This window comes from Rhodopila sp., assembly GCF_965277165.1.
Classification (GTDB): Bacteria; Pseudomonadota; Alphaproteobacteria; order Acetobacterales; family Acetobacteraceae; genus Rhodopila.
The window spans coordinates 2669858-2694598 of sequence record NZ_CBDICE010000006.1; the positions used below are offsets into that span (position 1 = coordinate 2669858).

The 24741-nt window shown below is 61.2% G+C and carries 20 protein-coding genes; 12 read left to right on the forward strand and 8 right to left on the reverse strand.

The window, feature by feature from the left end; translation table 11 throughout:
- Nucleotides 1-50: 50 nt before the first annotated feature.
- From ACQY4Y_RS24455 to ACQY4Y_RS24465, 3 genes are all read left to right on the forward strand, one after another.
- Nucleotides 51-3134: a DEAD/DEAH box helicase gene (locus ACQY4Y_RS24455; RefSeq protein WP_428493175.1), complete on the forward strand. Its 3084-nt coding sequence runs from the start codon at nucleotides 51-53 to the stop codon at nucleotides 3132-3134.
- 66 nt (nucleotides 3135-3200) lie between these two features.
- Nucleotides 3201-4259: an amidohydrolase family protein gene (locus ACQY4Y_RS24460; RefSeq protein WP_428493176.1), complete on the forward strand. Its 1059-nt coding sequence runs from the start codon at nucleotides 3201-3203 to the stop codon at nucleotides 4257-4259.
- A gap of 47 nt (nucleotides 4260-4306) precedes the next feature.
- A complete protein-coding gene (locus tag ACQY4Y_RS24465) occupies nucleotides 4307-5350 on the forward strand; it encodes an amidohydrolase family protein (protein WP_428493177.1) in 1044 nt (347 codons plus the stop codon).
- Nucleotides 5351-5426: 76 nt separating this feature from the next.
- Here ACQY4Y_RS24465 and ACQY4Y_RS24470 read toward each other — a convergent pair whose 3' ends face one another.
- Nucleotides 5427-6692 carry a M16 family metallopeptidase gene (locus ACQY4Y_RS24470; protein ID WP_428493178.1) on the reverse strand — a complete coding sequence of 422 codons (1266 nt, stop codon included), beginning with the start codon at nucleotides 6690-6692 and terminating at the stop codon, nucleotides 5427-5429.
- A 79-nt stretch (nucleotides 6693-6771) separates the two neighbouring features.
- On the reverse strand, nucleotides 6772-7845 hold the full coding sequence (mutY, locus tag ACQY4Y_RS24475) for an A/G-specific adenine glycosylase (protein WP_428493179.1): 1074 nt from the start codon (nucleotides 7843-7845) through the stop codon (nucleotides 6772-6774).
- On the opposite strand from mutY, the gene ACQY4Y_RS24480 reads away from it, so the two are divergent.
- Genes ACQY4Y_RS24480 through ACQY4Y_RS24495 form a run of 4 tightly spaced genes read left to right on the forward strand, consistent with a single transcriptional unit; the run spans nucleotide 7823 to nucleotide 12626 of the window.
- Complete coding sequence (locus ACQY4Y_RS24480) at nucleotides 7823-8329, forward strand: DciA family protein (RefSeq protein ID WP_428493180.1); 507 nt, start codon at nucleotides 7823-7825, stop codon at nucleotides 8327-8329. The genes mutY and ACQY4Y_RS24480 overlap by 23 nt on opposite strands.
- Before the next feature lie 20 nt (nucleotides 8330-8349).
- Entirely contained in the window at nucleotides 8350-8964 is a 615-nt protein-coding gene (locus tag ACQY4Y_RS24485) for a DsbA family protein (RefSeq protein ID WP_428493181.1), read from the forward strand.
- Between the two features lie 18 nt (nucleotides 8965-8982).
- Nucleotides 8983-12453 (forward strand): chromosome segregation protein SMC, encoded by a 3471-nt coding sequence (gene smc, locus ACQY4Y_RS24490; protein WP_428493182.1) that lies wholly within the window; start codon nucleotides 8983-8985, stop codon nucleotides 12451-12453.
- Nucleotides 12454-12479: 26 nt separating this feature from the next.
- Nucleotides 12480-12626, forward strand: coding sequence for a hypothetical protein (locus ACQY4Y_RS24495; RefSeq protein ID WP_428493183.1), 147 nt, complete (start codon nucleotides 12480-12482; stop codon nucleotides 12624-12626).
- Nucleotides 12627-12733: 107 nt separating this feature from the next.
- Here the strand turns inward: ACQY4Y_RS24495 and rpsD are convergent, their stop codons facing one another.
- Nucleotides 12734-13348: a 30S ribosomal protein S4 gene (gene rpsD, locus ACQY4Y_RS24500; RefSeq protein ID WP_428493184.1), complete on the reverse strand. Its 615-nt coding sequence runs from the start codon at nucleotides 13346-13348 to the stop codon at nucleotides 12734-12736.
- A gap of 185 nt (nucleotides 13349-13533) precedes the next feature.
- On the opposite strand from rpsD, the gene ACQY4Y_RS24505 reads away from it, so the two are divergent.
- Nucleotides 13534-13734: a hypothetical protein gene (locus ACQY4Y_RS24505; RefSeq protein WP_428493185.1), complete on the forward strand. Its 201-nt coding sequence runs from the start codon at nucleotides 13534-13536 to the stop codon at nucleotides 13732-13734.
- A gap of 66 nt (nucleotides 13735-13800) precedes the next feature.
- On the opposite strand, the gene ACQY4Y_RS24510 is transcribed toward ACQY4Y_RS24505, so the two are convergent.
- Complete coding sequence (locus tag ACQY4Y_RS24510; protein WP_428493186.1) at nucleotides 13801-14568, reverse strand: glucose 1-dehydrogenase; 768 nt, start codon at nucleotides 14566-14568, stop codon at nucleotides 13801-13803.
- A gap of 258 nt (nucleotides 14569-14826) precedes the next feature.
- On the opposite strand from ACQY4Y_RS24510, the gene ACQY4Y_RS24515 reads away from it, so the two are divergent.
- Nucleotides 14827-14997, forward strand: a complete 171-nt coding sequence (locus ACQY4Y_RS24515) for a hypothetical protein (RefSeq protein ID WP_428493187.1) — start codon at nucleotides 14827-14829, stop codon at nucleotides 14995-14997.
- Here the strand turns inward: ACQY4Y_RS24515 and ACQY4Y_RS24520 are convergent.
- From ACQY4Y_RS24520 to ACQY4Y_RS24530, 3 genes are all read right to left on the reverse strand, one after another.
- Nucleotides 14947-16824: an ABC transporter ATP-binding protein gene (locus tag ACQY4Y_RS24520; protein ID WP_428493188.1), complete on the reverse strand. Its 1878-nt coding sequence runs from the start codon at nucleotides 16822-16824 to the stop codon at nucleotides 14947-14949. The two genes, ACQY4Y_RS24515 and ACQY4Y_RS24520, sit on opposite strands and share 51 nt — an antisense overlap.
- 448 nt (nucleotides 16825-17272) lie before the next feature.
- Nucleotides 17273-18466 (reverse strand): LLM class flavin-dependent oxidoreductase, encoded by a 1194-nt coding sequence (locus tag ACQY4Y_RS24525; RefSeq protein WP_428493189.1) that lies wholly within the window; start codon nucleotides 18464-18466, stop codon nucleotides 17273-17275.
- Between the two features lie 11 nt (nucleotides 18467-18477).
- Entirely contained in the window at nucleotides 18478-19251 is a 774-nt protein-coding gene (locus ACQY4Y_RS24530; protein ID WP_428493190.1) for an alpha/beta fold hydrolase, read from the reverse strand.
- Nucleotides 19252-19711: 460 nt separating this feature from the next.
- Here ACQY4Y_RS24530 and ACQY4Y_RS24535 point away from each other — a divergent pair, with 460 nt between their 5' ends.
- From ACQY4Y_RS24535 to ACQY4Y_RS24545, 3 genes are all read left to right on the forward strand, one after another.
- Nucleotides 19712-21112: a DUF1800 domain-containing protein gene (locus ACQY4Y_RS24535; protein WP_428493191.1), complete on the forward strand. Its 1401-nt coding sequence runs from the start codon at nucleotides 19712-19714 to the stop codon at nucleotides 21110-21112.
- Nucleotides 21113-21126: 14 nt separating this feature from the next.
- Complete coding sequence (locus tag ACQY4Y_RS24540) at nucleotides 21127-22257, forward strand: DUF1501 domain-containing protein (RefSeq protein WP_428493192.1); 1131 nt, start codon at nucleotides 21127-21129, stop codon at nucleotides 22255-22257.
- 127 nt (nucleotides 22258-22384) lie between these two features.
- On the forward strand, nucleotides 22385-23485 hold the full coding sequence (locus ACQY4Y_RS24545) for an NHL repeat-containing protein (RefSeq protein ID WP_428493193.1): 1101 nt from the start codon (nucleotides 22385-22387) through the stop codon (nucleotides 23483-23485).
- Nucleotides 23486-23621: 136 nt separating this feature from the next.
- Here the strand turns inward: ACQY4Y_RS24545 and ACQY4Y_RS24550 are convergent, their stop codons facing one another.
- Nucleotides 23622-24725: an aminotransferase class V-fold PLP-dependent enzyme gene (locus ACQY4Y_RS24550; RefSeq protein WP_428493194.1), complete on the reverse strand. Its 1104-nt coding sequence runs from the start codon at nucleotides 24723-24725 to the stop codon at nucleotides 23622-23624.
- Nucleotides 24726-24741: the final 16 nt, after the last annotated feature.

Below are 24741 nucleotides of genomic sequence, written 5' to 3' on the forward strand. Positions count from 1 at the left end.
CGGGTGCGTGTTCTTGCCCTGTGGGGCGTGGCTGCAAGCATCTCGCGGCGGTGCTGATCGCGGCGCAGCGCAAGGAGTTGCTGGTGTCGCGGCAACAGGACTTAGGTGTTCAGCAGTCGTCAAAAGCACCCGACGATTTGGCGCTTCCGACCCAGATACAGTCTTGGCTGGCCGAGTTCGGTCGGGACGACGAGGAACTGACTGAAGACTATCCTGCGTCGCTGCGAACCAGGGTATTTTACGTGATCGATGCAGCCCCGGGGGCGACGGCCGTTCCGCAGGTGCGGATCGACCCGATGACGGTAACGCTGCGGAAGGACGATAGTATCGGTACCGTGAAACGTTATGCGCCGCACCAGATCCAGACTCCGGCCAAATATCTGCGACCATCCGACCTGACCATCCTATCCCGGCTGTCCCGCCGAACCGGCTACCGGGGACCGCAGGCCGATGACGACCCTCTGGACACGCTGCGCCGCATCCTGGGGACCGGGCGGGCGCGATGGGAAACGGCGCAAGGGCCCGTGCTGACCGAAGGACCCGAGCGGCAGGGGCAGATCAACTGGATTACCCGGGCGGACGCGTCGCAGCAACCGACACTGGCGCTGGACGAAGGGCTGATCGGGGTGCGGGTCCCGACGCCTTGGTATGTCGATCCTGGCGCGGGAGCGATGGGCCCGGTCAGCGTCGATCTGCCTAACCGGGTGGTCGTCCGGCTGCTTAATGCGCCATCGGTGCCACCGGAGTCCGCGGCTGAAGTGCGGGCGCAGCTATCTCGGCTTATGCCTACGGCAAAGGTGCCGGTACCGGCGGAGTTGCGGCCACCTGAGCCGATCCGGGAGACGATGCGGCCGCATCTGCGGCTGATCAGCGGGACCCTGCCAAGCGACCCGAGCTACGGCCGTGGGTCAGCTCGGCTGTTGGGGCGGGGGCTCTATGCCGTGCCACTGGCGCGCGCGTCCTATCAATACGGACCGATTGCCGTGCCGCGCAGCCTGAAGCCGATGCCTCGGATCTTGGTTCAAGACGGCACGCTGTATGAGGTTGAGCGCGACCGCGCGGCCGAGGCGAGGGCATTGGCTGAACTGACCGGCTTGGGATTTGGATCGGTGCACGAAGTGGTTCCGGTCTATTATCAGCATGCCCACACCGATGATTTCGTGCTGCGCGAGTACGGGCCGAATCCGACCTGGCTGCAGATCGTGACACAAGAGGTGCCTCGGCTGCGGCGCGATGGCTGGACGATCGATATCGATGAGGAGTTCCCGGTTCAGGTTCTGTCCGCCGATTCGGAGATCCAGGCGGATCTGATTGAAGGCTCGGGCATCGACTGGCTGGAACTCCATTTGGGTGTGGTGGTGGATGGGGAGCGAGTCGATCTCGTCCCGGCTTTGGTTCGACTGATCGCGCGCCCGGAAGCCGCCGCCTTGGTAGACGGATCCGACGACAAACCGTTCATTTTGCCGTTGCCGGATGGCCGGTTGCTGTCGCTGCCGATGTCGCGGATTCGCCCGACACTGCTGGCGCTGCTCGAATTGTGGGCGGGTGGCGGAGTCGATGCTGACAGGGAACGGATCGGATTCTCTCGGCTTGATGCGGCCGATCTGGCTGGGCTGGAAGAGCGCGCCGGGCTGGTCTGGCGCGGCGGCGAGGCGCTGCGAGAGCTTGGTCGGACGTTGCGGCAGTCGGGAGGGATGCCGAAAGCGGTGGTGCCGGAGTCGTTTCAGGCGACCTTGCGGCCATATCAGGGACAAGGCGTCGATTGGTTGCAATTCCTGGGGGCGGCCGGATTGGGTGGCGTTCTGGCCGATGACATGGGACTGGGCAAGACGGTGCAGACTTTGGCTCATTTAATGATCGACAAGGCGGCTGGGCGCATGGATCGGCCGTCGTTGATCGTTTGTCCGACCAGTGTGATACCGAACTGGACGGCGGAAGCACGTCGCTTCGCGCCGGAATTATCGGTGTTGGCGCTGCACGGTGCGGCGCGCAAGGCGAGTTTTGCGTCGATACCGAACTATGATCTGGTGCTGTCCACCTATCCGCTGCTGACCCGGGATCATGAAGTTCTTTCCGAACAGAACTGGCACGCGGTCATTCTGGACGAGGCACAATCGATCAAAAACCCGAACGCCGAAACGACCCGCCAAGCATTGCGTTTGAAGGCACGTCAGCGGCTTTGCCTGTCGGGGACGCCGTTGCAGAACCATCTTGGGGAGCTGTGGTCGTTATTCGACTTTCTAGCACCGGGCTTTCTCGGAGGCCAGAAGTCCTTCAAGAGCCGGTTCAGAACGCCGATCGAAAAACACGGTGACATCGAACGGCAGGATCTGCTGACGCGCCGCATCCGCCCTTTCATGCTGCGGCGAACCAAGGAGCAGGTCATCACCGAGTTGCCGCCGAAGACGGAAATCGTCGAGCCGGTGGAGATGGAATCCAATCAGCGAGCGATCTACGAAGCGATCAGGCTATCGATGCACGCCAAGGTGCAGGCGGCGATCGCGCAGAAGGGTCTAGCCCGTTCGGGAATCATCATACTGGACGCACTGCTGAAGATGCGCCAAGCATGCTGTGACCCGCGGTTACTAAAATTGAAATCGGTGGCTAAGTCGAAGGCCGGTTCGGCCAAGTTGGATCGACTGATGGAGATGCTTAGCATCATGTTCGCCGAGGGGCGGCGGGTATTGCTGTTCTCTCAGTTTACCGAGATGTTGGCGTTGATCCAGGGCCGGCTGGAGGACGATGGGGTCGGTTTCGTGAAGCTGACGGGTGACACCAAGGACCGCGCGACGCCGGTGAAGCGGTTCCAAGGCGGTGACGTGCCGTTATTTCTGATCAGCCTAAAGGCCGGCGGCGTCGGGCTGAATCTCACCGCGGCGGATACGGTCATTCACTACGATCCTTGGTGGAACCCCGCGGTGGAGGACCAGGCAACCGACCGGGCGCATCGGATCGGGCAGACCAGGAACGTGTTCGTGCACCGGTTGGTGACACTGGGCACGATCGAAGAAAAGATGGAAGTGCTGAAAGAGAAGAAGCGCGGCATTGTCGCGAGTGTGATGGATGCCGAGCACGGTGGGGCACTCAGCATGACTGCGGCCGATGTTGAGGAACTGTTCGCACCAGCTGCCTAATCCGCGCCCGATCGCGCATTTGACACCGCAAATGGGCGGCTCGCATAGTCGATGCAGGAGAGAACGATGCACTCTGGCGCGATCGATTGCGACATACATCCGGGCGTACCTGACATCAAGTCCCTGCTGCCCTACATGGACGAGTTCTGGCGGGAATCCTTTGTGAACCGGGGGCTGGACGGGTTTGACATGATGTCCTACCCGCCAAATGCGCCAATCGCCTGCCGACCGGATTGGCGCGTGAAGGGCCAGCGGCCGGGCGGCAGCCTGGAAGCTATGCGCAGACACGCATTGGATGCGTTCGACATCAGCATTGCGATCTGCAATCCCTTGACCGGTGGTCAGGCCGCGGTGAGCGAGAGCATGGGTGCGGCGCTATGCTCAGCGGTCAATGACTGGATCAAGGAGCACTGGCTGGACCGAGAGCCTCGGCTGCGGGCGTCTATCGTCGTGCCTGCGCAGGCACCGTTGCTGGCGGCTGACGAAATTGATCGTTGCGCGAGGGACAATCGTTTTGTGCAGGTCCTGATGCCGGCCGCATGCGAGATGATGTTAGGGCGGTCGTATTACTGGCCGATCTGGGCGGCGGCGGCTCGGCACGGGCTACCGGTCGGCATTCATGCCGGCAGCATGTATCGATACGCTCCGACCTCCTCCGGGTGGCCGTCGCACTTTCTGCACGACTACGTCGCAAACTCACAGGTGTTCGAGGACCAATTGCTAAGCTTGGTCTCGAATGGCGTGTTCAACAAATTTCCAGACCTGAAATTCGTGCTGATTGGATCCGGCGTCAGTTGGCTGCCGGGCTTCATCTGGCGGGCGATCAAGACTTGGCGCGGTGTGAGAGCGGAGGTGCCGTGGATCAATCGGTCCCCCGCAGAAATCATTCGCGAAAATATTCGGATTACAATGCAACCATTCGATGCGCCTGATCAGGCGGCGGTGGAGCGAATCGTCGAGCAGATCGACGCGGACCACATGTTATTGTTCGCCTCGGATTACCCGCATTGGCAGTTCGACGGCGAGGCGATCCTGCCGCCCGGACTGTCCGACGAAAAGCGACGGAAAATGCGAGTGGACAACGCGCTGGAAACCTATCCCCGGCTGAAGGAAACTCTGCAATGAACGCTCCTGTCGAAGCGTTGGCTCGTTCGGCGAACAGCCGGCTGGGGATGATCGATTGCGACATCCATCCTTATCCAAAACCAGGGGCGTTGAACGCGTATCTGTCGGAGCGTTGGCGGAACCACTTGGCGACCTACGGTAAATTCAACACCGGACCTTACGCGGATCGGGGCACATACCCGCGGTTCTCGCCAAATACTTCGCGGCGGGACGCATGGCCACCGGGCGGCGGTCTACCTGGATCCGATGTTGGTTTCATTCGCGACCAACTACTTGATCCTTATAATATTGCCTACGGCGTGCTCGAGCCGTTGCTGGGTGGCAATACCTCGCGCAATCTGGACGAAGCTGCCGCGCTTTGCGGGGCGATGAACGACTGGCAGGCGCACGAATTCGTCGATCCCGAGCCCAGATTGCGGGCATCCATCCTGGTGCCGGCGGATGATCCGGATGCGTCGATCGCCGAGATCGAGAAGCGGGCCGGGGATTGGCGGTTCGCGCAAATTCAATTGGGATCGAAGACATCCGAACCGCTGGGGCGGCGACGCTACTGGCCTATTTTCGCCGCCGCGCAGGCGAGCAATCTGTCCATTGGGGTGCATATCGGCGGCACTCAGACTAGCGCGCCGAGTTCCAGCGGATGGCCTCAGTTTTATATCGAGGACCATCATGGTCTGGTGCACTCGATGCAAAATCAGGCCGCCAGCCTGATTCTGGAAGGGGTGTTCGATGCATTCCCCGGCCTGAAAGTTGTGCTGATCGAGGGTGGGTTTGCGTGGGCGCCACAGCTCGCGTGGCGGTTAGACTCGCATTGGGCGAAGATGCGGGACGAGGCGCCGTTGAAGTGCAAGCCGTCGGAATACATGAAGACAAATCTGTGGTTTGCCACGCAGCCGGCAGAGGAACCGGAGCGCCCCGACGATCTGCGACAGGTATTCGAGTGGATCGGCTGGGATCGGCTGGTTTATTCCAGCGATTATCCGCACTGGGACTTCGATAATCCTCATCTGGCATTCAAGTTTCAAATGACGGAGGACGAGAAGCGTATGTTGTTCCGCGACAATGCGCTGAATGTGTATACGTTCGCGTAGCGGGCTATCGGCAATCGGTCGGCGTGGCGTGTCGGGACAACTTTTCAGGCGGCCACATCCGGTTGCACCTGTTGGATCAGGCCGCAAGCGTCTCGGCGATGTTCGCTAAATTTGGCACCTGCGTTGACGGCCCTACGGTCGCAAGGGTGGGAGGCGCGCGGAAATGCAGGATTGCGGCGCGCCGGATATCCGCCTCGGTCACCGCGTTGATCTTACCCAGGACCTCGTCGGTTGGGATTACCCGGCCGAAGGTTTGAATTTGCCGCGCGAGTTGCTCGCAGCGACTGCCAGTGCTTTCTTGCGACATCAGCAGGCTCGCTTTCAGTTGGGCTCGGGCACGACTGAGCTCTGGCTCGCTGATATGAGCCTGGACCTTGCCCAGCTCCTCGAGCATCACGGGCATGAGTTCCGCCACTTCGCTCTCGCCGGTGCCCGCATAGATCCCGAACAAGCCGCCATCCTTGAATGGCGCGGCAAACGAATAGATCGAATAAACCAACCCCCGCTTCTCGCGGATCTCCTGGAACAACCGGGACGACATCCCGCCGCCCAGCAACGTGGAGAGCAGGATCGTCGGGTAGTAGTTCGGATCGCCGTAGCCGACCGAGGGAAACCCGAGGACGACATGCACCTGGTCAAGATCGCGTTCCTCGCGGAACTCACCGCCCGCGTAGGTGGCGTTGTCGAAGCACGGTGGCAAGTTGCCGGGCAAGTCGGCGAAGTGCTCTTGCACAAGGTCGAGAATGGCCTCGTGGCGAAGCTTCCCTGTCGCGGCGATCACGACGTTGTTGTTGGTGTAGTTTCGGGCCATGTAGCTGGTGAGCACCGACCTTGGCATGTTGCGGATCGCATCGGCCGATCCCAGCACGGCACGGCCGAGGGATTGATTGGGGTAGGCCGTGGTCTGGAAATGGTCGAAGATAATGTCGTCGGGGGTATCGTTGGCTTGGCCGATCTCCTGCAGGATGACGCTGCGCTCGCGCTCCAGTTCCTCGGGCTCGAATACCGAGTGGGTCAGGATGTCGCCAATGATGTCGAAACCGAGCGTGGTATCCTCTTTCAACATTTTGACATAATAGGCGGTTTGTTCGCGGGCGGTGTAGGCGTTGATATGGCCGCCGACTGCCTCGACTTCCTCGGCGATGGCGGCGGCGCTGCGCGAAGTCGTGCCTTTGAATGCCATATGTTCGAGGAAATGGGAGACACCGTTCTCTTGTTCCGACTCGTTCCGTGATCCAGAGGCGACGTAGGCGCCAATCGAAATTGTCTCGACGCGATCCATGCGTTCGGTAACGACGGTGAGGCCAGAGCGAAGGCGGGTCAGTTGGATCGGGTGGTCCATGGGGTCGAGTTCTCTTACCAGGGTGCGCATTGATGCATATGGCGTCGACGCGAGCGGCGCAACGCAAGACTGTCAAGTTTCAACCGGAGGCCATACGGACACATTTGCGCATCACCGACGGCAGAGCCGCGTCATCCAAGGCATCGAGAGCGTGAGCAAAACCCTCGGCGTCGATCTTGGCTGTCTGAGCGGCCAGAATATCGATGATGAGTTCGAAGTGGGTGAACCCGTGGCGCACTTGACCCGCCGGGCGCCAGTTCAGCGGCATGGGCGCGAGGGTCAAGGCTTCGTCCAGCGTCCAGGGCGCCTCGCGCCAAGCGGTGCCCGGCAGTTCGGTCATGCCGCCGAGCAGACCTTTGCGCGGGCGAGTGCGCAGCAGCACGTTCCTGCGATTGTCGGTCAGCCAGAAATGCACTCCGTAGCGTACCGGACGGGGCTTTTTGGGTGTCTTGCGCGGCAGCAGGGTCTGGGTCCCCTGGCGGCAAGCGGCGCAGGCCGCGATCCAGGGACAAACCGCGCACGCGGGGGCAGCCGGTGCGCAGACGCTTGCCCCGAGATCGAACATTGCCTGGGCAAAATCGGACGGACGAGCCTGCGCGGCCGGATCGGCGCCAAGATGGGCGGCAGCTTGGCGGATGGCGGTTTTCGCGGCCGGCATCGGTTGATCGATGGCGAAAATGCGAGCGGCGACACGCTCGACGTTACCATCGACTGGTACGGTGGGAATTCCGAAGGCAATCGCGCCGATTGCCGCCGCGGTGTAGGCGCCAATCCCCGGCAGTGCCTGCAGACCGGCCAAATCGGCGGGAAATCCACCCCTAGTTGTTACCACGTTGGCGCAGGCGTGCAGGTTTCTGGCTCGGGCGTAGTATCCAAGTCCCGCCCAGGCCGACATCACCGTGTCCAAAGGTGCGGCTGCCAGCGATTGTATTGTCGGGAAGCGGCTTACGAACCGCTCATAGTAAGGTATGACTGCGGTTACGGTGGTCTGCTGTAGCATGACCTCGCTTAGCCAGACGCGATAGGGATCGGCGGCCTCGCCTGGGTCGGCGCGCCAAGGTAGTCGGCGCCGATGGCGGTCATACCAGCGCAGGAGGTCACCGGCACGGGCAACGGGGGCACTTGAGGCGATGGCAGACGACGACACGCGCACAGGTATGACCGGGCAAGGGCGCTTCGTCTATGGTCCACGCGCCCTGGGAAGTGTGGTGCCCGGCATCGCCCGCCGAAGTTTTCGAAAACACAACCCGGCATCGGCCCAGATCGTCGCGGACTGGGAGGTCATCGTCGGTCCGAAGGTGGCTTCGATGACGATGCCGCGCCGGCTGGACCGCGGGGTTCTAACGATCGCCTGCGCCGGGCCGGCCGCGATGGATTTGCACTACATGGGTGTCGAGGTGATCAATCGGATCAATACGCATCTGGGGGGGCGACCGGTCCATTCGCTGAAATTCACTCAGGCCGGAATGCCAAAGGTCGGGCCGGCGGTTAACCCGGCCCCGCCTGAGGCAATTGTCGAGGCTGAGGCGGCGGTGGCCGACCTGCCGGACAGTGAGCTGAAGTCCGCTTTGGCTGCGCTGGGCCGAGTGGTGATCGGCCGCAGCAAACATTCGACACGACGCTTGAAGAAGCGTTAATACCAGATGTAGGGGTTAAGATGACGATTTCTCGCCGCCAGCTACTAATTGTTGCTAATAGCGGTCTTGCGCTGGGGCCATTCGTCCTGCAGGGACGCGCGGCAAATGCCGAGGAGAGCGACCCGAGGTCGGAACGCTTTATCGGCAAGCCCGACGCTAAAGTGACTGTTGGAGAATATTTTTCGCTAACTTGCACTCATTGCGCCGCATTCGCCCAGGGGACGTTCCCTGAGGTGAAAAAGAAGCTGATTGATACCGGCGATGTGCGCTGGGTGTTCCACGACTACCCGCTGGATCAGGTCGCCCTGACCGGCGCGATGGTAGCACGCTACCTGCCGGTCGACCGCTATGAACCGTTCGTCAATGCGCTGTTTGCCAGCCAGGATCGCTGGGCATTTGGCCGCGGTAACGACCCGACCGAGGAATTGTGGAAGATCGCCGGCCTCGCGGGGATGAGTCGCGCGACCTTCGACAAGGCGATAGCCGATACTGGTTTGCGCGACTGGATCGTTCAGCAGCAGAAGGCCGACACCGAAGAGTGGAAGATCGACTCGACTCCAAGCTTTGTGATCAACAGACAGAAGTACGCTGGGGAAATGAGCTATGACGCGTTTCGCAAGCTGATTCCCGCTTAGACCTTCTGGGAGCAGCCATTGCCGGTCAGTTTTCGTCGTCTTCGCATTTCCGGGTTCAAAAGTTTCGCTGAACCGACGAGCGTGGATATTCTTCCTGGACTGACCGGCATCGTCGGACCGAACGGGTGCGGCAAGTCCAATGTCGTTGAAGCCCTGCGCTGGGCGATGGGCGAAAGCAGCGCCCGCAGCTTACGTGGTGGCGAGATGGAGGACGTCATCTTTGCCGGCACCGCTGGCCGTGCGTCACGCAACCTCGCCGAGGTGACGGTTTTTCTGGATGAAGCGGCGGGCCGCGCTCCGCCGCCGCTGCATGAGCAGGCGGAGCTGGAAATCGTCCGCCGGATCGAGCGGGGCACCGGATCGGCATATCGGATCAACGGACGGGAAGCGCGCGCTCGGGACGTGCAGACGCTGTTCGCGGACCTGGCGTCGGGGGCGCGAGCCTCCGCTATGGTCAGTCAGGGACGCGTTGGCGCATTGGTCGGGGCTAAGCCGGAGGATCGCCGGGCTGTCTTGGAGGAAGCCGCCAACATTACCGGACTGCATGCTCGTCGGCATGAGGCGGAGCTGAAATTACGTGCTGCGGAGGCCAATCTGGCGCGGGCAGAGGATCTGCGCGCTCAGCTTGAAGGTCAGCTCGGCAGTCTGAAGCGGCAGGCGCGGCAGGCCAGCCGCTATCGCAACATTTCTGGGGCGATTCGAGCGGCGGAGGCCGAATTGCTGTCCCTGCAGCGGGCGCGAGTGGGTTTGGTGCGCGAACAGGCGGCGGCGGCATTGCATGGCGCCGAGTTGGCAGTGGCGTCGGCCACCGATGCGGCGACAGCAGCCACCGCGCGGGCGACCGCGGCGATGGCCGTGCTTCCCCCGCTGCGGGAAATAGAAGCGAATGCCCGCACAGCCCTGGAACGTCATCGCGTGTCGCAGGAGCAGATTTCTGGCGAGGAGGAACAGGCTCGGATCGCGCTGGGTGAAGCCCAGCGGCGGCTGGGTCAGCTTCGCGAGGACGTTAGTCATGCCAGGCAACTGCAGCGCGACGCAGCAGCGGCTGATCAACGGCTGGCGACGGAAGAAATCCAATTGGCCCAGGCCGATTCGGGGCATGACGATCGGGCAGCGGCGGCCGAGGCAGCAGCCACGGCGGCGAGCGAGGCTATGCGTGTGGCGGAAGCGGACACCAATCGGGCTACGGAGGCCGCTGCCGAAGCGAACGCGCGTGCCCAGGCGGCGTCGCAACTTTTGGCACAGGCGGAGCATCGATCAAATCGGTTAAACGAGCAGTTCCGCAACATTGGCGAGGAGCGAGAACGTATCGCCGCGCAGCAGGTCGACGGGGAGGTAGTTGCTCGCGCGGCGGATACGGCGCGGCAGGTCGAAGCGGCGTTGGCCGTAGTCCGAATGGCGGTGGAGCAGGCGGAACTGGGGCGCACCTCCGCTGCCGCGACGCTGGCCTCGGCGCGGGATAGTCAGGCGACCGCGGATTCTGTGCGCGCCCGACTTGCGGCGGAGGCTCAGGCTCTTGGGGAAGTGCTGGCGGTCAAGGACGGTGAGCAATGGCCACCCATGATCGATTCGCTGACTGTTGCCGATGGGCTGGAGGCAGCCCTCGGGGGGGTTCTGGGCGAGGAACTGACCTCGGCGTTGGACCCGGAAGCAGCGCGGTATTGGCGGGAATTGCCGGCATTCGAGCCCGTGCCGGGTTTGCCATCCGGCGTAACGCCGTTGGCCGCATCGGTGCAGGGACCGCCGGCGCTGGCACGCGCGCTCTCGCAAATCGGTCTCGTTGAGAATGACGACGAAGGTTCGGTTTATCAGTCCGATTTGCGGCCCGGGCAGTCTTTGGTCTCACGGTCCGGCGCAATGTGGCGATGGGACGGCTATTCTATCCGGTCTGGCACCCCAACGCAGGCGGCAGTTCGACTGCAGCAGCGCAATCGGCTTTCCAGTTTGGTTTCGCAGGTGGCAATGGCCGAACAAGACGCGGCGATCGCGCGAACCGAACGGACGGCGGCCGAGACAGCGTCGCAGGCGGCATTGAATGAGGAACAAGCGGCCCGAAACCAACGGCGGGAGTTAGAGCAGACGCTGGACCGGGTTCGCGCCGAGCTTGGCGGTTTGCGCAACAAAGCCACAACCGCGAAGGCGCGACTGGCTGCTGCCGACGACCAGTTGTCGCGGATCGCAGCCGAACGGGACGAGGCACTGGATGCCTTGGCACAGGTCCGCGAAAGCCGCCTCGCGCTTGCCGATGTTACCGAACTGCGGGCGGCAGTCGATCGGGCTCGCACAGCCCTGTCGGCGGCGCGGGTGCAGGAGAACGCCACGCGCGGCGAGCGGGACGAACTGGCCCGAGAACATTCCGCGCGGGTCAGCCGGCGTCGAGTAATCATTGCCGAACGCGCCGGTTGGACCGAGCGATCAAGCGATGCCGCCGACCGAATTACCGATCTGGCAGCGCGTCAGACCGAGGCCGACGACGCTGTCCAGGTTCTGCAAGCGCGGCCAGTGGAGATCGCCAGGAGACGAGCGGAGGCGCTGGATGCGCTGTCAGTTGCCGAGGCCGAGCATTCTCGAGCAGCTGAGACGCTGTCGGTCGCGATGACCGGAGCGTCTGGGGCTGATCGCGAGGGCCGCGCCGCCGAATCGGCTCTGGCCAGTCGGAGAGAGGATGCGATTCGCGCCGAGAGTGTCGCACAGCAGGCGAGTCACGCATGGGGTGTTGTCGCCGAACGGATCCTTGAACGCTTGGGGGCGAACCCTGCGCTGCCCGATCCGCCCGTGGATCTCAGTCAGGACAGCGAGGATAAAGCGCGGCGGCGGCTGGAGCGCCTGCTGAAGGAGCGCGAGGAGATGGGTCCGGTCAACCTGCGCGCCGAGCAAGAAGCCGAGGATGTCGAAAAGCATATCGGCACGATCGAAACCGAGCGCGAAGAGCTCACGACGGCGATCGCCAAGTTGCGTGGGTCGATCGGGCATCTCAACCGCGAGGGGCGCGAACGATTGACAGCGGTTTTTCAGGAGGTGGACAAGAACTTCCAACAGCTTTTCGCGCGGATGTTCGGTGGCGGGCGGGCGCATCTGGCGCTTGTCGGGTCCGACGATCCGCTGCAGGCTGGGCTGGAGATTTACGCCGAGCCCCCGGGTAAAAAGCTGGCCACGCTTTCACTGCTTTCGGGTGGCGAGCAAGCGTTGACCGCGTTGTCGCTGATCTTCGCTGTGTTCCGCTGCAATCCCGCACCCATTTGCGTGCTGGACGAGGTCGATGCGCCGCTGGATGACGCCAATGTCGAGCGATTTTGCCGGCTGCTTGAGGATATGGTGCGGGATACCGGCACGCGCTTCCTGGTGGTGACGCACCATCCGCTAACGATGGCGCGGATGGATCGGCTATATGGCGTTACTATGCAGGAGCGCGGGGTGTCCCGGTTGCTGTCGGTCGATTTGGCTCGAGCCACCGACCTGATCGATCCGCGTTTGCTGGCGGCGGAGTGAGTCCGGAGAACATTCGGCTGGAGCGAATGGATCCGGCTGACCTGCCGCCGTTGCATCGCTTGATCGATTTGGAGCGGCTGTTCCTGACTGGCACGCCGATCAGTGACCTGACGCCGCTGTCGGCTCTGACAGAGCTACGGGTGCTTGGGTTGCGCCTGACCCGAGTAAGATGACGTAACGTGGCCCCACAAGCTGACGCAGTTGGAAAGGCTTAAATTTGGCCGGCGTGGCAAATTGATCCGACGGCTGGGAAGGTGAGAACCGCGAGGAGAGCTTGGAACTACCGCGAGTAGAATTCGACTACGAGATTCGGTTCCATCTGCACCGGATATGGCACGTCAGACAGTTTCGGGGAGCGCGCGAAACGGCCTTTCATGGCGCGGTGATCCACCTCGAGGTATTCAGGAACGTCTCGTTCGCTGCTCTGCGTCGCATCCAACACCACGGCGAGCTGCTTGGATTTCTCCTTTACCTCGATCGTGTCGTTGTCCTTAACCAAATATGATGGGATGTTTACGCGTCGGCCGTTGACCAGGAGGTGGCCATGGGAGACGAATTGACGGGCGGCGAAGGGTGTGACAGCGAACTTCAACCGGTACGTGACTGCGTCGAGCCGGCGTTCCAAGATTTCAATCAGATTCTCTGAGGTATCGCCTTTTCGGCGCACGGCTTCTTCATAGTACTTCCGGAACTGCTTTTCGCTGATGTTGCCGTAGTAACCCTTCAGCTTCTGCTTCGCCATCAACTGAGTGCCGAAATCGGTGGGCTTCTTACGGCGCTGGCCGTGCTGGCCGGGGCCATATTCGCGCTTGTTGACGGGTGATTTTGGGCGGCCCCAGAGGTTGATCCCGAGGCGGCGGTTGATCTTGTATTTGCTTTCGGCACGCTTGGTCATGGGCGCGTTGGCCCTTTCGTCATATTGTTGCACCGGTAGGCCCGTCGGTCTCATACCGATGGACGGGCGCGGGTCACGCCAGCCTTGCTGGGGATCCGTCCACGTTCCCGGCCGTGAAGAGCGGGGCGTATAGGCGCCGCACTGCTCGCTTGTCAAACATTCCCCGCGCGGTTAGCAACCACTCGATGATCAACCGTGGCGACATTCTCTGGCTCGGCGTTTCCGCGGGGGTTACCGGCAGTCTGATCGGCGGGATGATGCTGGGTATCGGACTGGATCTGATCGTCAACAATCAGCCCTGGGGCTGGCTGCTGTTGCTACCTGGTGCACCGGTGTCGGCGATCCCAGGCTGGCTGCTGGCGAGAAAGCTGGCGCGGCAGATTTAGAACAGATCGTGTCACGCCTTCGGGAGCGGTTGCTTTCAGCGTTACCGTGCATCTGCGGATGCGTGGTCAAGCGGCGGTCAGGCCGCCGTCCACCTCATAGGACGCGCCAGTGACATAGCTTGCCCGATCAGAGCACAGCCAGACCACGGTTTCGGCGATCTCCCGCGGCTCGCCGAAACGGCGCATCGGTGTGCGGGCGATGATAGCCTCGCTGCGCTGTTGGCGGTGGAGAGCGGTCATTCGAGTGACGATGTAACCGGGGCAGACGGCATTCACCCTGATGTGCTCCTCGGCATACTCCACCGCAGCGCTTTTGGTCAGTCCGATCACGCCATGCTTGGCGGCGACATAAGCGCTGGAGGTGCGCAACCCGATCAGGCCTGCGATTGAGGCGGTGTTGACGATCGTGCCACCACCTGCCGCCAGCATCAGTGATATCTCGTGCTTCATACAAAGCCAGACGCCTTTAAGGTTGACCTCGATCATGCGATCGAACGAGGCCTCGGACCATTCGTGGGTCAACTGACCGGCCGCATCGACCTGGTGTCCGGCGATACCGGCGTTGTTGAACGCACAATCCAGCCGGCCATAGGCGGCGATCGCGTCCTGAAGCATCGCCTGGACCTGAGCCGAGACGGTGACGTCAACTAATAGCGAAATGGCCTGGCCGCCGCCGGCGTTGATCAGGGAAACCGTCTCGGCTGCCGCCTCGGCCTCGAAATCGGCGACTGCAACGCGGGCGCCTTCCCGGGCAAACGCGAGCGCGGCTTCTCGCCCGATGCCGTTGCCGCCGCCGGTGACCAGGGCGACTTTTCCGTCAACCAGTCCCACCATTTGTTCCTCCGTGGTTTGTGCAGCCACCATCCCGCACCGGTCACGGTTTATCAATCCGCGCGGGCCTCCCATATCCGCACGATGTTCTCAAAATCCGCTTCGCTGTCGCGTTCGACGCCCTGGCATGACGTCATTATCTTGTGCCGTAAATGCGGCAAGAAGCGCCGTGGCGGCTTTGGGCCGAGGCAGAAACAGACTCTCAAAGATACTTTGCGTCAGGAACTGCGGAACATTGGACAGCGCCGAGGGGTTCGAGTGATGGAGACCTCGTGCCTCGGGGTCTGCCCGAAGGACGGGATTACGGCGCTGAACGCGACGACGCCCGGCACGATCCACGTCATCCCGATCGGTTCGGATGGCGCGGCGGCGGTCAGGACGCTACTTGGCGATCACGCTGTCGCGGATGCCAACCGCATCGAAGCCGCCTGACTGGCGACGCCACAACCTTGCGTAGACGCCGTCGCGATCGAGTAGTTCCTGGTGGGAACCGGCCTCGACGATGCGACCTTCGTTCAACACGATCAAGCGGTCCATCCGAGCGATGGTGGATAGCCGATGGGCGATGGCGATGACGGTTCGGCCTTCCATAAGCGCATCGAGTTGCTCCTGAATGGCTGCTTCCACTTCTGAATCGAGGGCCGACGTGGCTTCGTCGAGCACCAGGATCGGGGCGTTCTTCAGGATCACCCTGGCAAGGGCGACGCGCTGGCGCTGGCCGCCGGACAGTTTTACTCCCCGCTCGCCGACATGGGCGTCATAGCCCTGGCGACCGAACCAGTCCTCGAGGCCGAGGATGAAGTCGTGGGCGTGGGCCTGTTTGGCGGCGGCAACGATTTGCGCTTCTGTGGCCTGCGGCTGGCCGTAGCGGATGTTTTCCCGTATCGACCGATGCAGCAACGAGGTGTCCTGAGTCACCATCGCGATGTGCCGGCGCAAGCTCTCTTGGGTAACGCCGGCGATGTCCTGGCCGTCGATCTGGATGCTGCCGGATGCTGGGTCGTAGAAATGCAGCAGCAGGTTTACCAGGGTTGATTTGCCGGCACCTGACGGGCCGATGAGCCCGACCCGCTCACCGGGTTCGATAGTCAGATTGATGCCGTGAAGCACCGCGGGGTAGCGCGAACCGGCGTCGTCGCGGACCCGTCCGTAATCGAAATGTAGGTCTTCGATGCGAATTCCACCGCCGGTGACTTGAAGTTCCACGGCAGTCGCCGGGTCGGGCATCTGCCGAGGCACGTCGATGGAGCGCATGCCATCGAGCACTGTTCCGATGTTTTCGAAAATCGAGGTGATGCTGCGGGCGACCCAGCCGGCGATGTTGTTCAACTGCCAGGCCAGCGGAATGGCGGTGGCGACGGCTCCGATCGCGATGTTTCCGGCCGACCATTGCCAAAGTGCGACTGCGGCCATCGAAACGATCAGGCTGGCGTTCATCAGAACGAGGGCGGAGGTATAGGCCGTGGTCATGCGGGTCTGATCGCGGAAGGCTCCGGTATGGTCGTCGATCGCATCGCGAACAAAGGCGTCCTCGTCGGCGGCGCGGGCGAAGAGTTTGACGGTCAGGATGTTGGTGTAGCTATCCACCACGCGCCCGGTCAGCGCCGAGCGCATTTCCGACACCCGACGAGAGCGATCACGCAGGCGGGGCACGAAGTAGAGCAGCATGATCGCGTAGAGGCCGAACCAGACCAGCATCGGCAGGGTCAGGCGCCAGTCGAGGTGGCCCAAGAGGATGACGGCGCTTGAGCCGTAGACGAGAATGTACCATGCCGCGTCGAACGCCATGACCAGGCTTTCGCGGAGTGACGGGCCGGTCTGCAGGACTCGATTGGCGATGCGGCCGGCAAAGTCATTCTGGAAGAATGTCCAGCTTTGACGTACCACGTGCCAGTGATTTTGCCATCGTATCATGTTGGAGAAGCCGGGATTGACGATCTGGTTTACCAGGACGCTGTGCGCCACGAAACTGAGCGGACGGACGATCAGCAGCACCGACGCCATGCCGAGCAAGATCATGCCGTGATCGCGAAACAGGGTCTGGGGGCTATCGGCGGAGACCAGGCTGACTACTCGACCGATGAAGGCCGGGATCATGGTGTCCAGGATGGCAACCAGGCCGCCGAATAGGAACAGCGCCAGCGTGAGGCCAGTGACCTGGCGAATGTAGAACCAGTAGAACCACTTAATTCCGGCGTTGGGCGGCGGTTCCGGATTGCCGGCGGTGGGATCGAGAAGAGCTTCGAAGCGGCGCAACATGGGTATTAGCGGTGGACCCTGTTGGCCGCTTCGTCAATTGTTGCCCTGATGATCGGCAATCAGGACCAATTTCCTCGGACCCAGTAGGGTCCTTGCCAGTGCGGCGTGATCCATACGCGGCGCAGACCTTGATAGTACGGCCCGGGCGCTAGGGCGTAGGCGACCGCCGGCGGCACGTAGTATCTGGGGGCGGCATAGACCGGAGGAGCGGCGACAACGGGCGGCACAGCAACTCCGCCACCCCAGCCGCCGCGCCACCACGTCTTGGCATCGTGAGGAGCGGCAGCGATGGATGGCGGCGAGGCCTGCGATCGCGGCCATGCTGCGGAGACGCTTGGTGATGATCATTGCAAACCTCCTGCTCATGCAACTTACGATGCTGAGTAGCATAGTCGGTTTCTGCTGCTGAACTGTGTCTCGATTGTTTCAAATGGTCGATCTGTCATAGCTATTCTGCCGCGGCGGCTTGTTGAGGCACGCCGAGTTCCCTCAAGCGCGGCGCAACCTCCTTTCCAAACATGGTGATGTTCGACTTCGCGTCTTGATGCGTCAGTTGGCCGCCTTGGCCGAAGAACAGCAGGTGTCCGACGCCGCCCATGCGTTGGTTGAATGCCTTCAACTGATTGAACACATCGTCGGGCGTGCCGGCAAACACCGTTTCGGTATCCATGAACTGTTCCACTGTCGCTTTGCGGTGATCGATCGGGACACCGTTGCGGTCGGTTACCATCCGATGGGCGCGCGGGCCGGCCCTCAGCATGGCGACATTGGCGCCGATCGAATTGTAGCCGGGTGGATTGGTGAACGGTTCCGCAACCACCGGCGCGGTGCGCACATAGTCGGCGATGATATCGGCGCGACGTAATCCTTCTTCTCGGGTGGCGCCCACGCCGACGATCGCGGCGTAGGCCATGCGGTCGGGGCCGGCCTGCCATCCAAGCTCGCGGGCTCGCTTGCGGTATGCTTCGAACATCGGCTTCGCGAGGCCGCCGGACAGCAGCGTGCCGACGACGTGGCCACGTTCGGCAGCGGCGATGCCGGTACCGACGCTCATGCCGGTCATCCAGATCGGAGGGGTTGGCTGCTGGATTGGTCGCGGCCAGATGTTGACGGCGCGATACTGGTAGAACTCTCCCTCCCAAGAGAATGGACCGGTGGTCGTGGAAAGCGCCTTTAGAATCAGGTCATGCGCCTCCCAGTAGCGGCGCATCAGTTGTCCGGGATTGGAGTTGGCCGGCGCGATCTCGTACGGCGCGCCCTTAACCAAGCCCATCTCGATCCGGCCGCCGGACAGGCAGTCCAGCCAGGCCATTTCTTCGGCGACCCGCACTGGGTCCGGCCGGTTCGCGATCGGATTGCCAAGGCTGAGCAAGCGTGCGTTTTTGGTTTCGCGCGCAATGATCGAGAGCGCCATCGGGACCGAAATGGTCATGCAGGTTGCGGTGCTGTGGTGTTCATTCACCATGATGTCGAGGCCGACGTCATCGCAGAGGGCGAATTCGTCAAGATAGCGGTTAAGCAACCTGCCAGCTTCGGTCGGGTCCAGATTCTCGCTGGGAAAATTGACCCGCAGCGAACCGCGGGCGAGGCCTTTCTCCCACGCTGGGTGGTATGCCATTTCGGAGAAATACCAGGTGCGCATAACGATTATCCTTAAAGCCGAGCGGTGAAGGCGCGGACAAGAGAGGCGAAAGTTTGGGGCTGCTCCCAGTGCGGAAAATGACCAGCAGCAGGGATCGTTTCCATGGTGGAAGCTGGGATTTCGGCCTTCCAAGCCTCGCCGTAGGCTGTAGATACGATACCATCCTGCTCACCCCAGATCAGATGGGTGGGGATGTCGATGCGATGCAGCCAGCGCTTCAGACGCGGGTTGTGCATGTAGGGTTTCCAGCCGAACACGACGAGTGCTTCCCGGCCGCGGGCGATGCCGGCCAGTTCGCTGTCGGGTAGCTTGGTGGTATCGATCTCGCCGCTGGCAGGATCGGCCCAAGCCAGGCGCAAAAATTCAGCTCGGGAGATGGCGTGCATGTCGACGATGTCACGGTCAAGCACGCCGCCGACCTTGATCCCGAGTGGAGCGGCGAGCACCAGGCCGGCGAAGCGGTTCGTATTGCGCACGGCCATCTCGGCGGCGACCCAACCGCCGAAGCAATTTCCGGCCAGGACGACGTCTTGCAGATTCAGTTGCGATGCAAGATCAAGATACATGTAGGCCAGGTCTTCGACAGTGCCCATCCAGTCGGGCAACGCCGACCCACCGAAGCCGGGATGATGCGGAGCGATCACGCGATAATCCCGTGCCAGCAGGTCGAGCCAGAGGCGGTTCGGCTGCAACCCTTCGCCCGGATGCAGGAAGAGGAGGGGGCGTCCGTGGCCCAATTCCTCGACCTCCAGAGCGACGCCGGAGACGTTGAGGTTGCGGGTCATGGCGGATATCCCTTGCTGGTGTCGTTGGCCGCGAGTTTATCCTTCAGCGGACGGTGGGCAAGGTTTGCCGGTCTGCCAGATTGGTTCCTTTTGCAACCGGTCTCAGGGTGAATTTGGAGCGCGGGGTGACTTCGTCGGCTTGGGTTCAACATCTCGTGTAAGTCTGCGAGATCCTGGCGATGTCCAATGTCGAGGAGGCAATCCAGCGATTCTCGATGCGTTGGCGTGATCCGATGGACTTGACGGACGGGGTTTCCTGGCACACCGTCTGATAGCTGCCACATGTGTTCTGACACAGGAAACGTCGATGTGCGGCTTTGGAAACGTATGTTTCTCGGCGCCGACCAAGTCCGTCGTAGTCTATGTCTTCTCCGGCAGCCTTCGACGCGACCGCGCGCCTAGCATTGCTACACTCAGCTAATTCATCCGAGGACCATAGGTGTCAAGGGGAGATCCGAGCATGGCAAACGATATCGCTTTAATGGCGCACCTGATGCGCCGCGCCGGTTTTGGCGCTTCGCGTGATGAGTTGGAATCACGGGCAGCCACAGGGTACGAGGAGACCGTCGAAGAACTGCTGGATCCTCAAAGCCGGCCGCCAGTCGACCCTTATGAACTGTTGCGTTATCAGCCGGCCGCGCTGTTGCCGGGCGGCCAGCCGCCGATGGGCAACGTCAATTACATGTATTACCTGGTGACCACGCAGCGACCGCTGCAGGAAAAAATGGCGCTGTTCTGGCATCATGTATTTGCCACCGGCAACTCTAAAGTCGACAACTATGATCAGTTGCTGGAGCAGATCGAGATTTTCCGCACCAATGGCATGGGCAACTATCGCGATCTTTTGCTGAAGATGGCGCGAAATCCGACGATGATATTTTGGCTTGATAACAATCAGAATCACGGCACCGCAGTCAATGAAAACTGGGGCCGTGAGTTGCTGGAACTGTTCAGCCTTGGGGCGGGAAACTATACTGAGACGGACGTTCGCGAGGCGTCGCGCGCGTTCACCGGCTGGACGTTCGAGACCAAGATTCCGCGGCTGCCGTATGGCAGGTTCCCGTGGAAGTTTGAGTACCGGCCTGAGGACCATGACGACGGGATCAAGGAATTCCTGGGTCATCGCGGTCATTTAAACGGCGAGGACATTATCGATATCGTGGTCCAGCAACCCGCATGCGCACGCTTCATCTGCCGGCATCTATACAATTTCTTTGTTGCCGACGAGCCGCAAGTTCCGGCCTGGTCGTTTGAACCGCCGCGCGATCCCGCGGCCCTGGATGCGATGGCGAAGACGTTCCGGGAATCGAACTACGAGATTACACCGGTGCTGCGGATGCTGTTCAACTCCGATTTCTTCAAGAACGCCCGCAACAAGCATCTGAAGTCGCCGGCCGAGGTGGTCGTCGGCACCTTGCGCCTTGTGGGTGGCCACGAAGTGCCGAAGCCGGGCTATGGCGAGCTGTCGATGCAGCCTTCCTATATGGGTCAGGATTTGCTCAACCCGCCATCGGTCGAAGGCTGGCACACGGGTTCCGAATGGATCAATAGTGGCTCGTTGATGGCTCGGATAAACTTCGTGGCTGAGCAGATGGGAAATCAGTCACTACCGGGGGTGCGGGCCATCATCGATCGATTGAAGGATCGCGGCGCGCTTTCGCCTGAGCAGTTGGTGGCCGGATGTCTCGATTTGCTTGGGCCTGTCGAAGTCAACAGCGGCACGCGCAAGGAGCTGACCGACCAGGCCAAGCAATGGGGTCAGTTGAATTGGGATAGTGATCAGAACGCTCAGACCGCCGCCAGACGGGCAACGGAAATGATGCAACTGATCGTGGCAACTCGAGAATTTCAATTTGCTTAAAGGAGAACGATGTCATGGCGATGGGGCAGAAAGACCCTGTTCTGGTGGTGCTTCAGCTCACTGGCGGGAATGATTATCTAAATACTGTGATTCCGTATAATAACCCGCTTTATCAGGACAACCGAAAAGCGGTCGGGATACCGGAAGGGCAGATATTGGCATTCGATAATGAGTATGGATTCCCGCCATACTTGGCTCCGCTGAAAAAAATCTGGGACGACGAGAAACTGGCGATCATGCATGGCGTGGGGTACCTGGATTCTCCTCGCTCACACTTCCGGTCGATGGACATCTGGCACACCTGTGAAGCCGAAAAGGTTGGCACCGAGGGTTGGCTCGGCCGGGTGATTCGGGAATTCGATCCAAAGAAGGAAAACGTTGTCACAGCGGTCAGTTTTGGGCCGTGCCTGTTCCGGGCGCTAGCGGTTCCAGGGGTGCCGGTGGCTTGCGTCGCGGGCGCGTTGGAACGTTATGGCTTCCTGCCGAACATTCAGGAGCCGACGCAGCGGCAGCAGGTCCTTGAACGTTTTTCCCGCATGTATCAGCCGATCGAGGGTAGCGGCGTGATGGAATACCTCGGGACGACGGGGCTGGACTCGTTGAAGGGGGCCGATATTTTGAAGGTCGCGCCGTCGCTTTACAAATCGGATGTGAAATATCCGAGTAGTTCCATAGCCAGCAAATTGCGCGGGATTGCGCAGGTGCATCTGGCTGACCTTGGGACGCGGATTTTCTATTGCGACCATGGCAGCTTCGACAGCCACGCCGGGCAGAACCCTTTGCACGCCAAACTTTGGGCCGACGTCTCCGAGGGTTTGGAGGCGTTCATGGCCGATCTACGCCAGCATGACGCGGCGGAGAACGTGATCGTGCTGATGTTCTCGGAGTTCGGCCGCCGGGTGCGTGACAACGGGTCCGGAACTGATCATGGAGCCGCAGGGGCTACATTCGTGCTTGGCGATCGGGTCAAAGGTGGTCATTACGGCGAGTATCCGTCGCTGGCGGCTGAGCATCTGGTGCAGGGCGATCTGAACCCGAACATGGATTTCCGGGGCATTTACTCGACGATCCTGGACAAGTGGCTGCACATCGACCCGGTTCCTATCGTTAACGGCACGTATGAGCAGCCGAGCTTCCTGCACTAGCGCACCGCAATGACTTCGGCGTGTAGCTTGGCGGCGCTTTGATGCCCTGGGGCGGAAGTTCGCCATGGCGGGTTGATCTCAGTCTCGCGCCGTTCTGGAAACTAAATGGTTCAGATGGGAGGAAGCGATGCCGCTTACGACGGTTTCAAACGGCAGAACCTACGACTGGAGTTATGCGGTGGGACGTGCCGCGGCGACAGGAACTGGGTTCAACTATCCGCAGACGATGTGTCTGGGGAACGACGGAGATATTTTTGTCGCCAATCGCGGCAACGAAAATAACTTCGGCCAACGCGTCAATCGGGTCAAACTTGGTGCTCCTGGTGAAGAGGAACTGCTGGCGGAATTCTTTACCTGGGGTGAAGGCGAGGGAAAGTCGCGTTGGCCGTTCGGTGTCGCGGTCGACAGCCAGAACAACGTGTACGTGTCAGATGAGTGGATGAACACCATCTCGGTGTTCCATGGCAATGGGACGTTCGTCCGGTCATGGGGTAAAACCGGAAGCGGCGACGGGGAGTTGCTGCGTCCGGCTGGCTTGGCGTGTGACAAGAACGACAATGTCATCGTCGTCGATAGCGGCAATAATCGGCTTCAGGTTTTCACCGGTGACGGTAAGTTTCTGGCTAAATACGGCAGGGGCGGCAGCGGCGATGGTGAATTCAAGCAGCCTTGGGGGATTACGCTGGATACGGATGGGAATATGTATGTTGCCGACTGGAAGAATCATCGTATCCAAAAGTTGTCGCCTGACGGTACGTTTCAGATGAAAATCGGTGAATACGGCACCGTTCCGGCGGCACCTGATGCGTTTGCCGTCACCTACCTTGGCCCACACATATCGACCACACCTCCGGCGGCTTACCCCAAAGCTGGCGTGCTTAATCATCCCACGGATGTGGCGGTCGATAGCGATGGCGATATCTACATCGCCGATTGGGGCAACCATCGGGTCAGTGTATTCGACTCCCGAGGACGGCCGTTGACCAATCTGATGGGTGATGCGCAGCAGATGTCCAAATGGGGACAGCAGAGTATCGATGCCAATCCGGATATGATGAAGGCATTGCGGCGAGTTAGAAATCTGGAACCACAGTGGCGCCTATGCTTTCCGACAGCAGTTGACTTTAATCCGAAGACCGATGAGATCATTATTGCTGACAGCCAGCGCAATCGCTTGCAGATCTACAAGAAGGTGCGCGATTACGTGGATTTCCAGGCAAACCTTTAATGTTGACGCGGGGCGCCGAACTTTCCGACGCCCCAGTCATTCCGCGGTGTTCGTCTACGTCCCGACCGCAGGCGTCCACAGTTCCAATCATGGATGGTGGCTGGAACTCGCGGTATTAGCGGGAGCCCGTAGGCTATTATAGGCACAACCGCAGTGCGTCGAGTGTCTGTTCGACGTCGGTCATGGTGTTGTAGCCATGGAAGCTGAAACGGACGCGTTCATGGCCGTTCCACGAATAGACTCGATGTCTATACAGATGTTCCACGATCAGTTTCGCGCGCGGCGACGCAATACAAACGCTGGCGCCGTGGCGTGCTGGATCGCTTGGCGTCATAAGTGGGATTTGTGACATCGCGAGATCATCGAGAAGGGCTGCGGTGAGGGTCTGTACATGGCGCTGGACATCATGCATATCGTATTGGGACAGGTAGCTCAGCGCGCTGTTCAAGACGTAGATCGAGCAGTGAGCGGGATTGCCGCGGGTAAAGCTCATTGCGTCCGGCTGCAACGCCAAGGGCTTGTCGTAGCCGCTGGAGCCGGCGGCGAGAGAATTCCAGCCGGCCGTGGTAGGAGACCAGTTCGGTTGCCGCTGGCGATTCCAATAGGCCACTGCGACGCCGGTAATACCGAGCATCCACTTGTAGCTAGCGGAGAAGGCGAAGTCGGCGATCGCAGCGTCGATCGGCAGGTAGCCAGAGGCCTGGGTAAAGTCGACGAGCAGCAACGCGCCGACACTATCGGCTAAAGCGCGCAAGGCGGTCAAATCCATGCGCTCGCCAGTCAGATACGAGACGTAGCTGGTGGCGATGATGCGAGTGCTGGCGTCGACGCACGATGCGAGGCGACCTGGGTCGGCGCCCCGCGCCTGCCGCAGCCGGATCGCGGGGTGGCGGCGTAAAGCAATCGGTGCGACGACGGACGGATATTCGTGCGCATCGATGGCGATGGAGTCGCCTTCACGCCAATCTATGCTTTCGGCGACGATGCTTACGCCTTCAGCAACGTTGCTGACGAAGCCGATGTCCGCCGGCTGTACGCGCCAAAGACGTGCCATGCCGGCGCGTGCTTCCTCAACCTGCCTTTCCTGATTGGCGCGGCCGGACGGGCCGGTACTCTTGTCTTCGACGTAGCGGAGCAACGCTGCATCGTGGGCACGCAGAGCGGCCGTCTCGCCGCCCGCGCAAACATGGGCGACGCCGGGAGGAAGGCGGAAGTCTGCAGGGTCGAAGAGCGGCGTCATGCGGTTCTCGTTATCA

Bases quoted from the DNA above. Each gene is read 5' to 3' on its own strand.
- rpsD (WP_428493184.1), bottom strand. From the start codon at position 13,348: ATGACCAAGCGTGCCGAAAGCAAATACAAGATCAACCGCCGCCTCGGG.
- ACQY4Y_RS24460 (WP_428493176.1), top strand. From the start codon at position 3,201: ATGCACTCTGGCGCGATCGATTGCGACATACATCCGGGCGTACCTGAC.
- ACQY4Y_RS24485 (WP_428493181.1), top strand. From the start codon at position 8,350: ATGACGATTTCTCGCCGCCAGCTACTAATTGTTGCTAATAGCGGTCTT.
- ACQY4Y_RS24465 (WP_428493177.1), top strand. From the start codon at position 4,307: ATGATCGATTGCGACATCCATCCTTATCCAAAACCAGGGGCGTTGAAC.
- ACQY4Y_RS24540 (WP_428493192.1), top strand. From the start codon at position 21,127: ATGGCGATGGGGCAGAAAGACCCTGTTCTGGTGGTGCTTCAGCTCACT.
- ACQY4Y_RS24480 (WP_428493180.1), top strand. From the start codon at position 7,823: ATGGCAGACGACGACACGCGCACAGGTATGACCGGGCAAGGGCGCTTC.
- ACQY4Y_RS24545 (WP_428493193.1), top strand. From the start codon at position 22,385: ATGCCGCTTACGACGGTTTCAAACGGCAGAACCTACGACTGGAGTTAT.
- ACQY4Y_RS24535 (WP_428493191.1), top strand. From the start codon at position 19,712: ATGGCAAACGATATCGCTTTAATGGCGCACCTGATGCGCCGCGCCGGT.
- ACQY4Y_RS24530 (WP_428493190.1), bottom strand. From the start codon at position 19,251: ATGACCCGCAACCTCAACGTCTCCGGCGTCGCTCTGGAGGTCGAGGAA.
- ACQY4Y_RS24520 (WP_428493188.1), bottom strand. From the start codon at position 16,824: ATGTTGCGCCGCTTCGAAGCTCTTCTCGATCCCACCGCCGGCAATCCG.
- ACQY4Y_RS24510 (WP_428493186.1), bottom strand. From the start codon at position 14,568: ATGGTGGGACTGGTTGACGGAAAAGTCGCCCTGGTCACCGGCGGCGGC.
- ACQY4Y_RS24550 (WP_428493194.1), bottom strand. From the start codon at position 24,725: ATGACGCCGCTCTTCGACCCTGCAGACTTCCGCCTTCCTCCCGGCGTC.
- ACQY4Y_RS24470 (WP_428493178.1), bottom strand. From the start codon at position 6,692: ATGGACCACCCGATCCAACTGACCCGCCTTCGCTCTGGCCTCACCGTC.
- ACQY4Y_RS24505 (WP_428493185.1), top strand. From the start codon at position 13,534: ATGATCAACCGTGGCGACATTCTCTGGCTCGGCGTTTCCGCGGGGGTT.
- ACQY4Y_RS24495 (WP_428493183.1), top strand. From the start codon at position 12,480: ATGGATCCGGCTGACCTGCCGCCGTTGCATCGCTTGATCGATTTGGAG.
- ACQY4Y_RS24525 (WP_428493189.1), bottom strand. From the start codon at position 18,466: ATGCGCACCTGGTATTTCTCCGAAATGGCATACCACCCAGCGTGGGAG.
- ACQY4Y_RS24515 (WP_428493187.1), top strand. From the start codon at position 14,827: ATGGAGACCTCGTGCCTCGGGGTCTGCCCGAAGGACGGGATTACGGCG.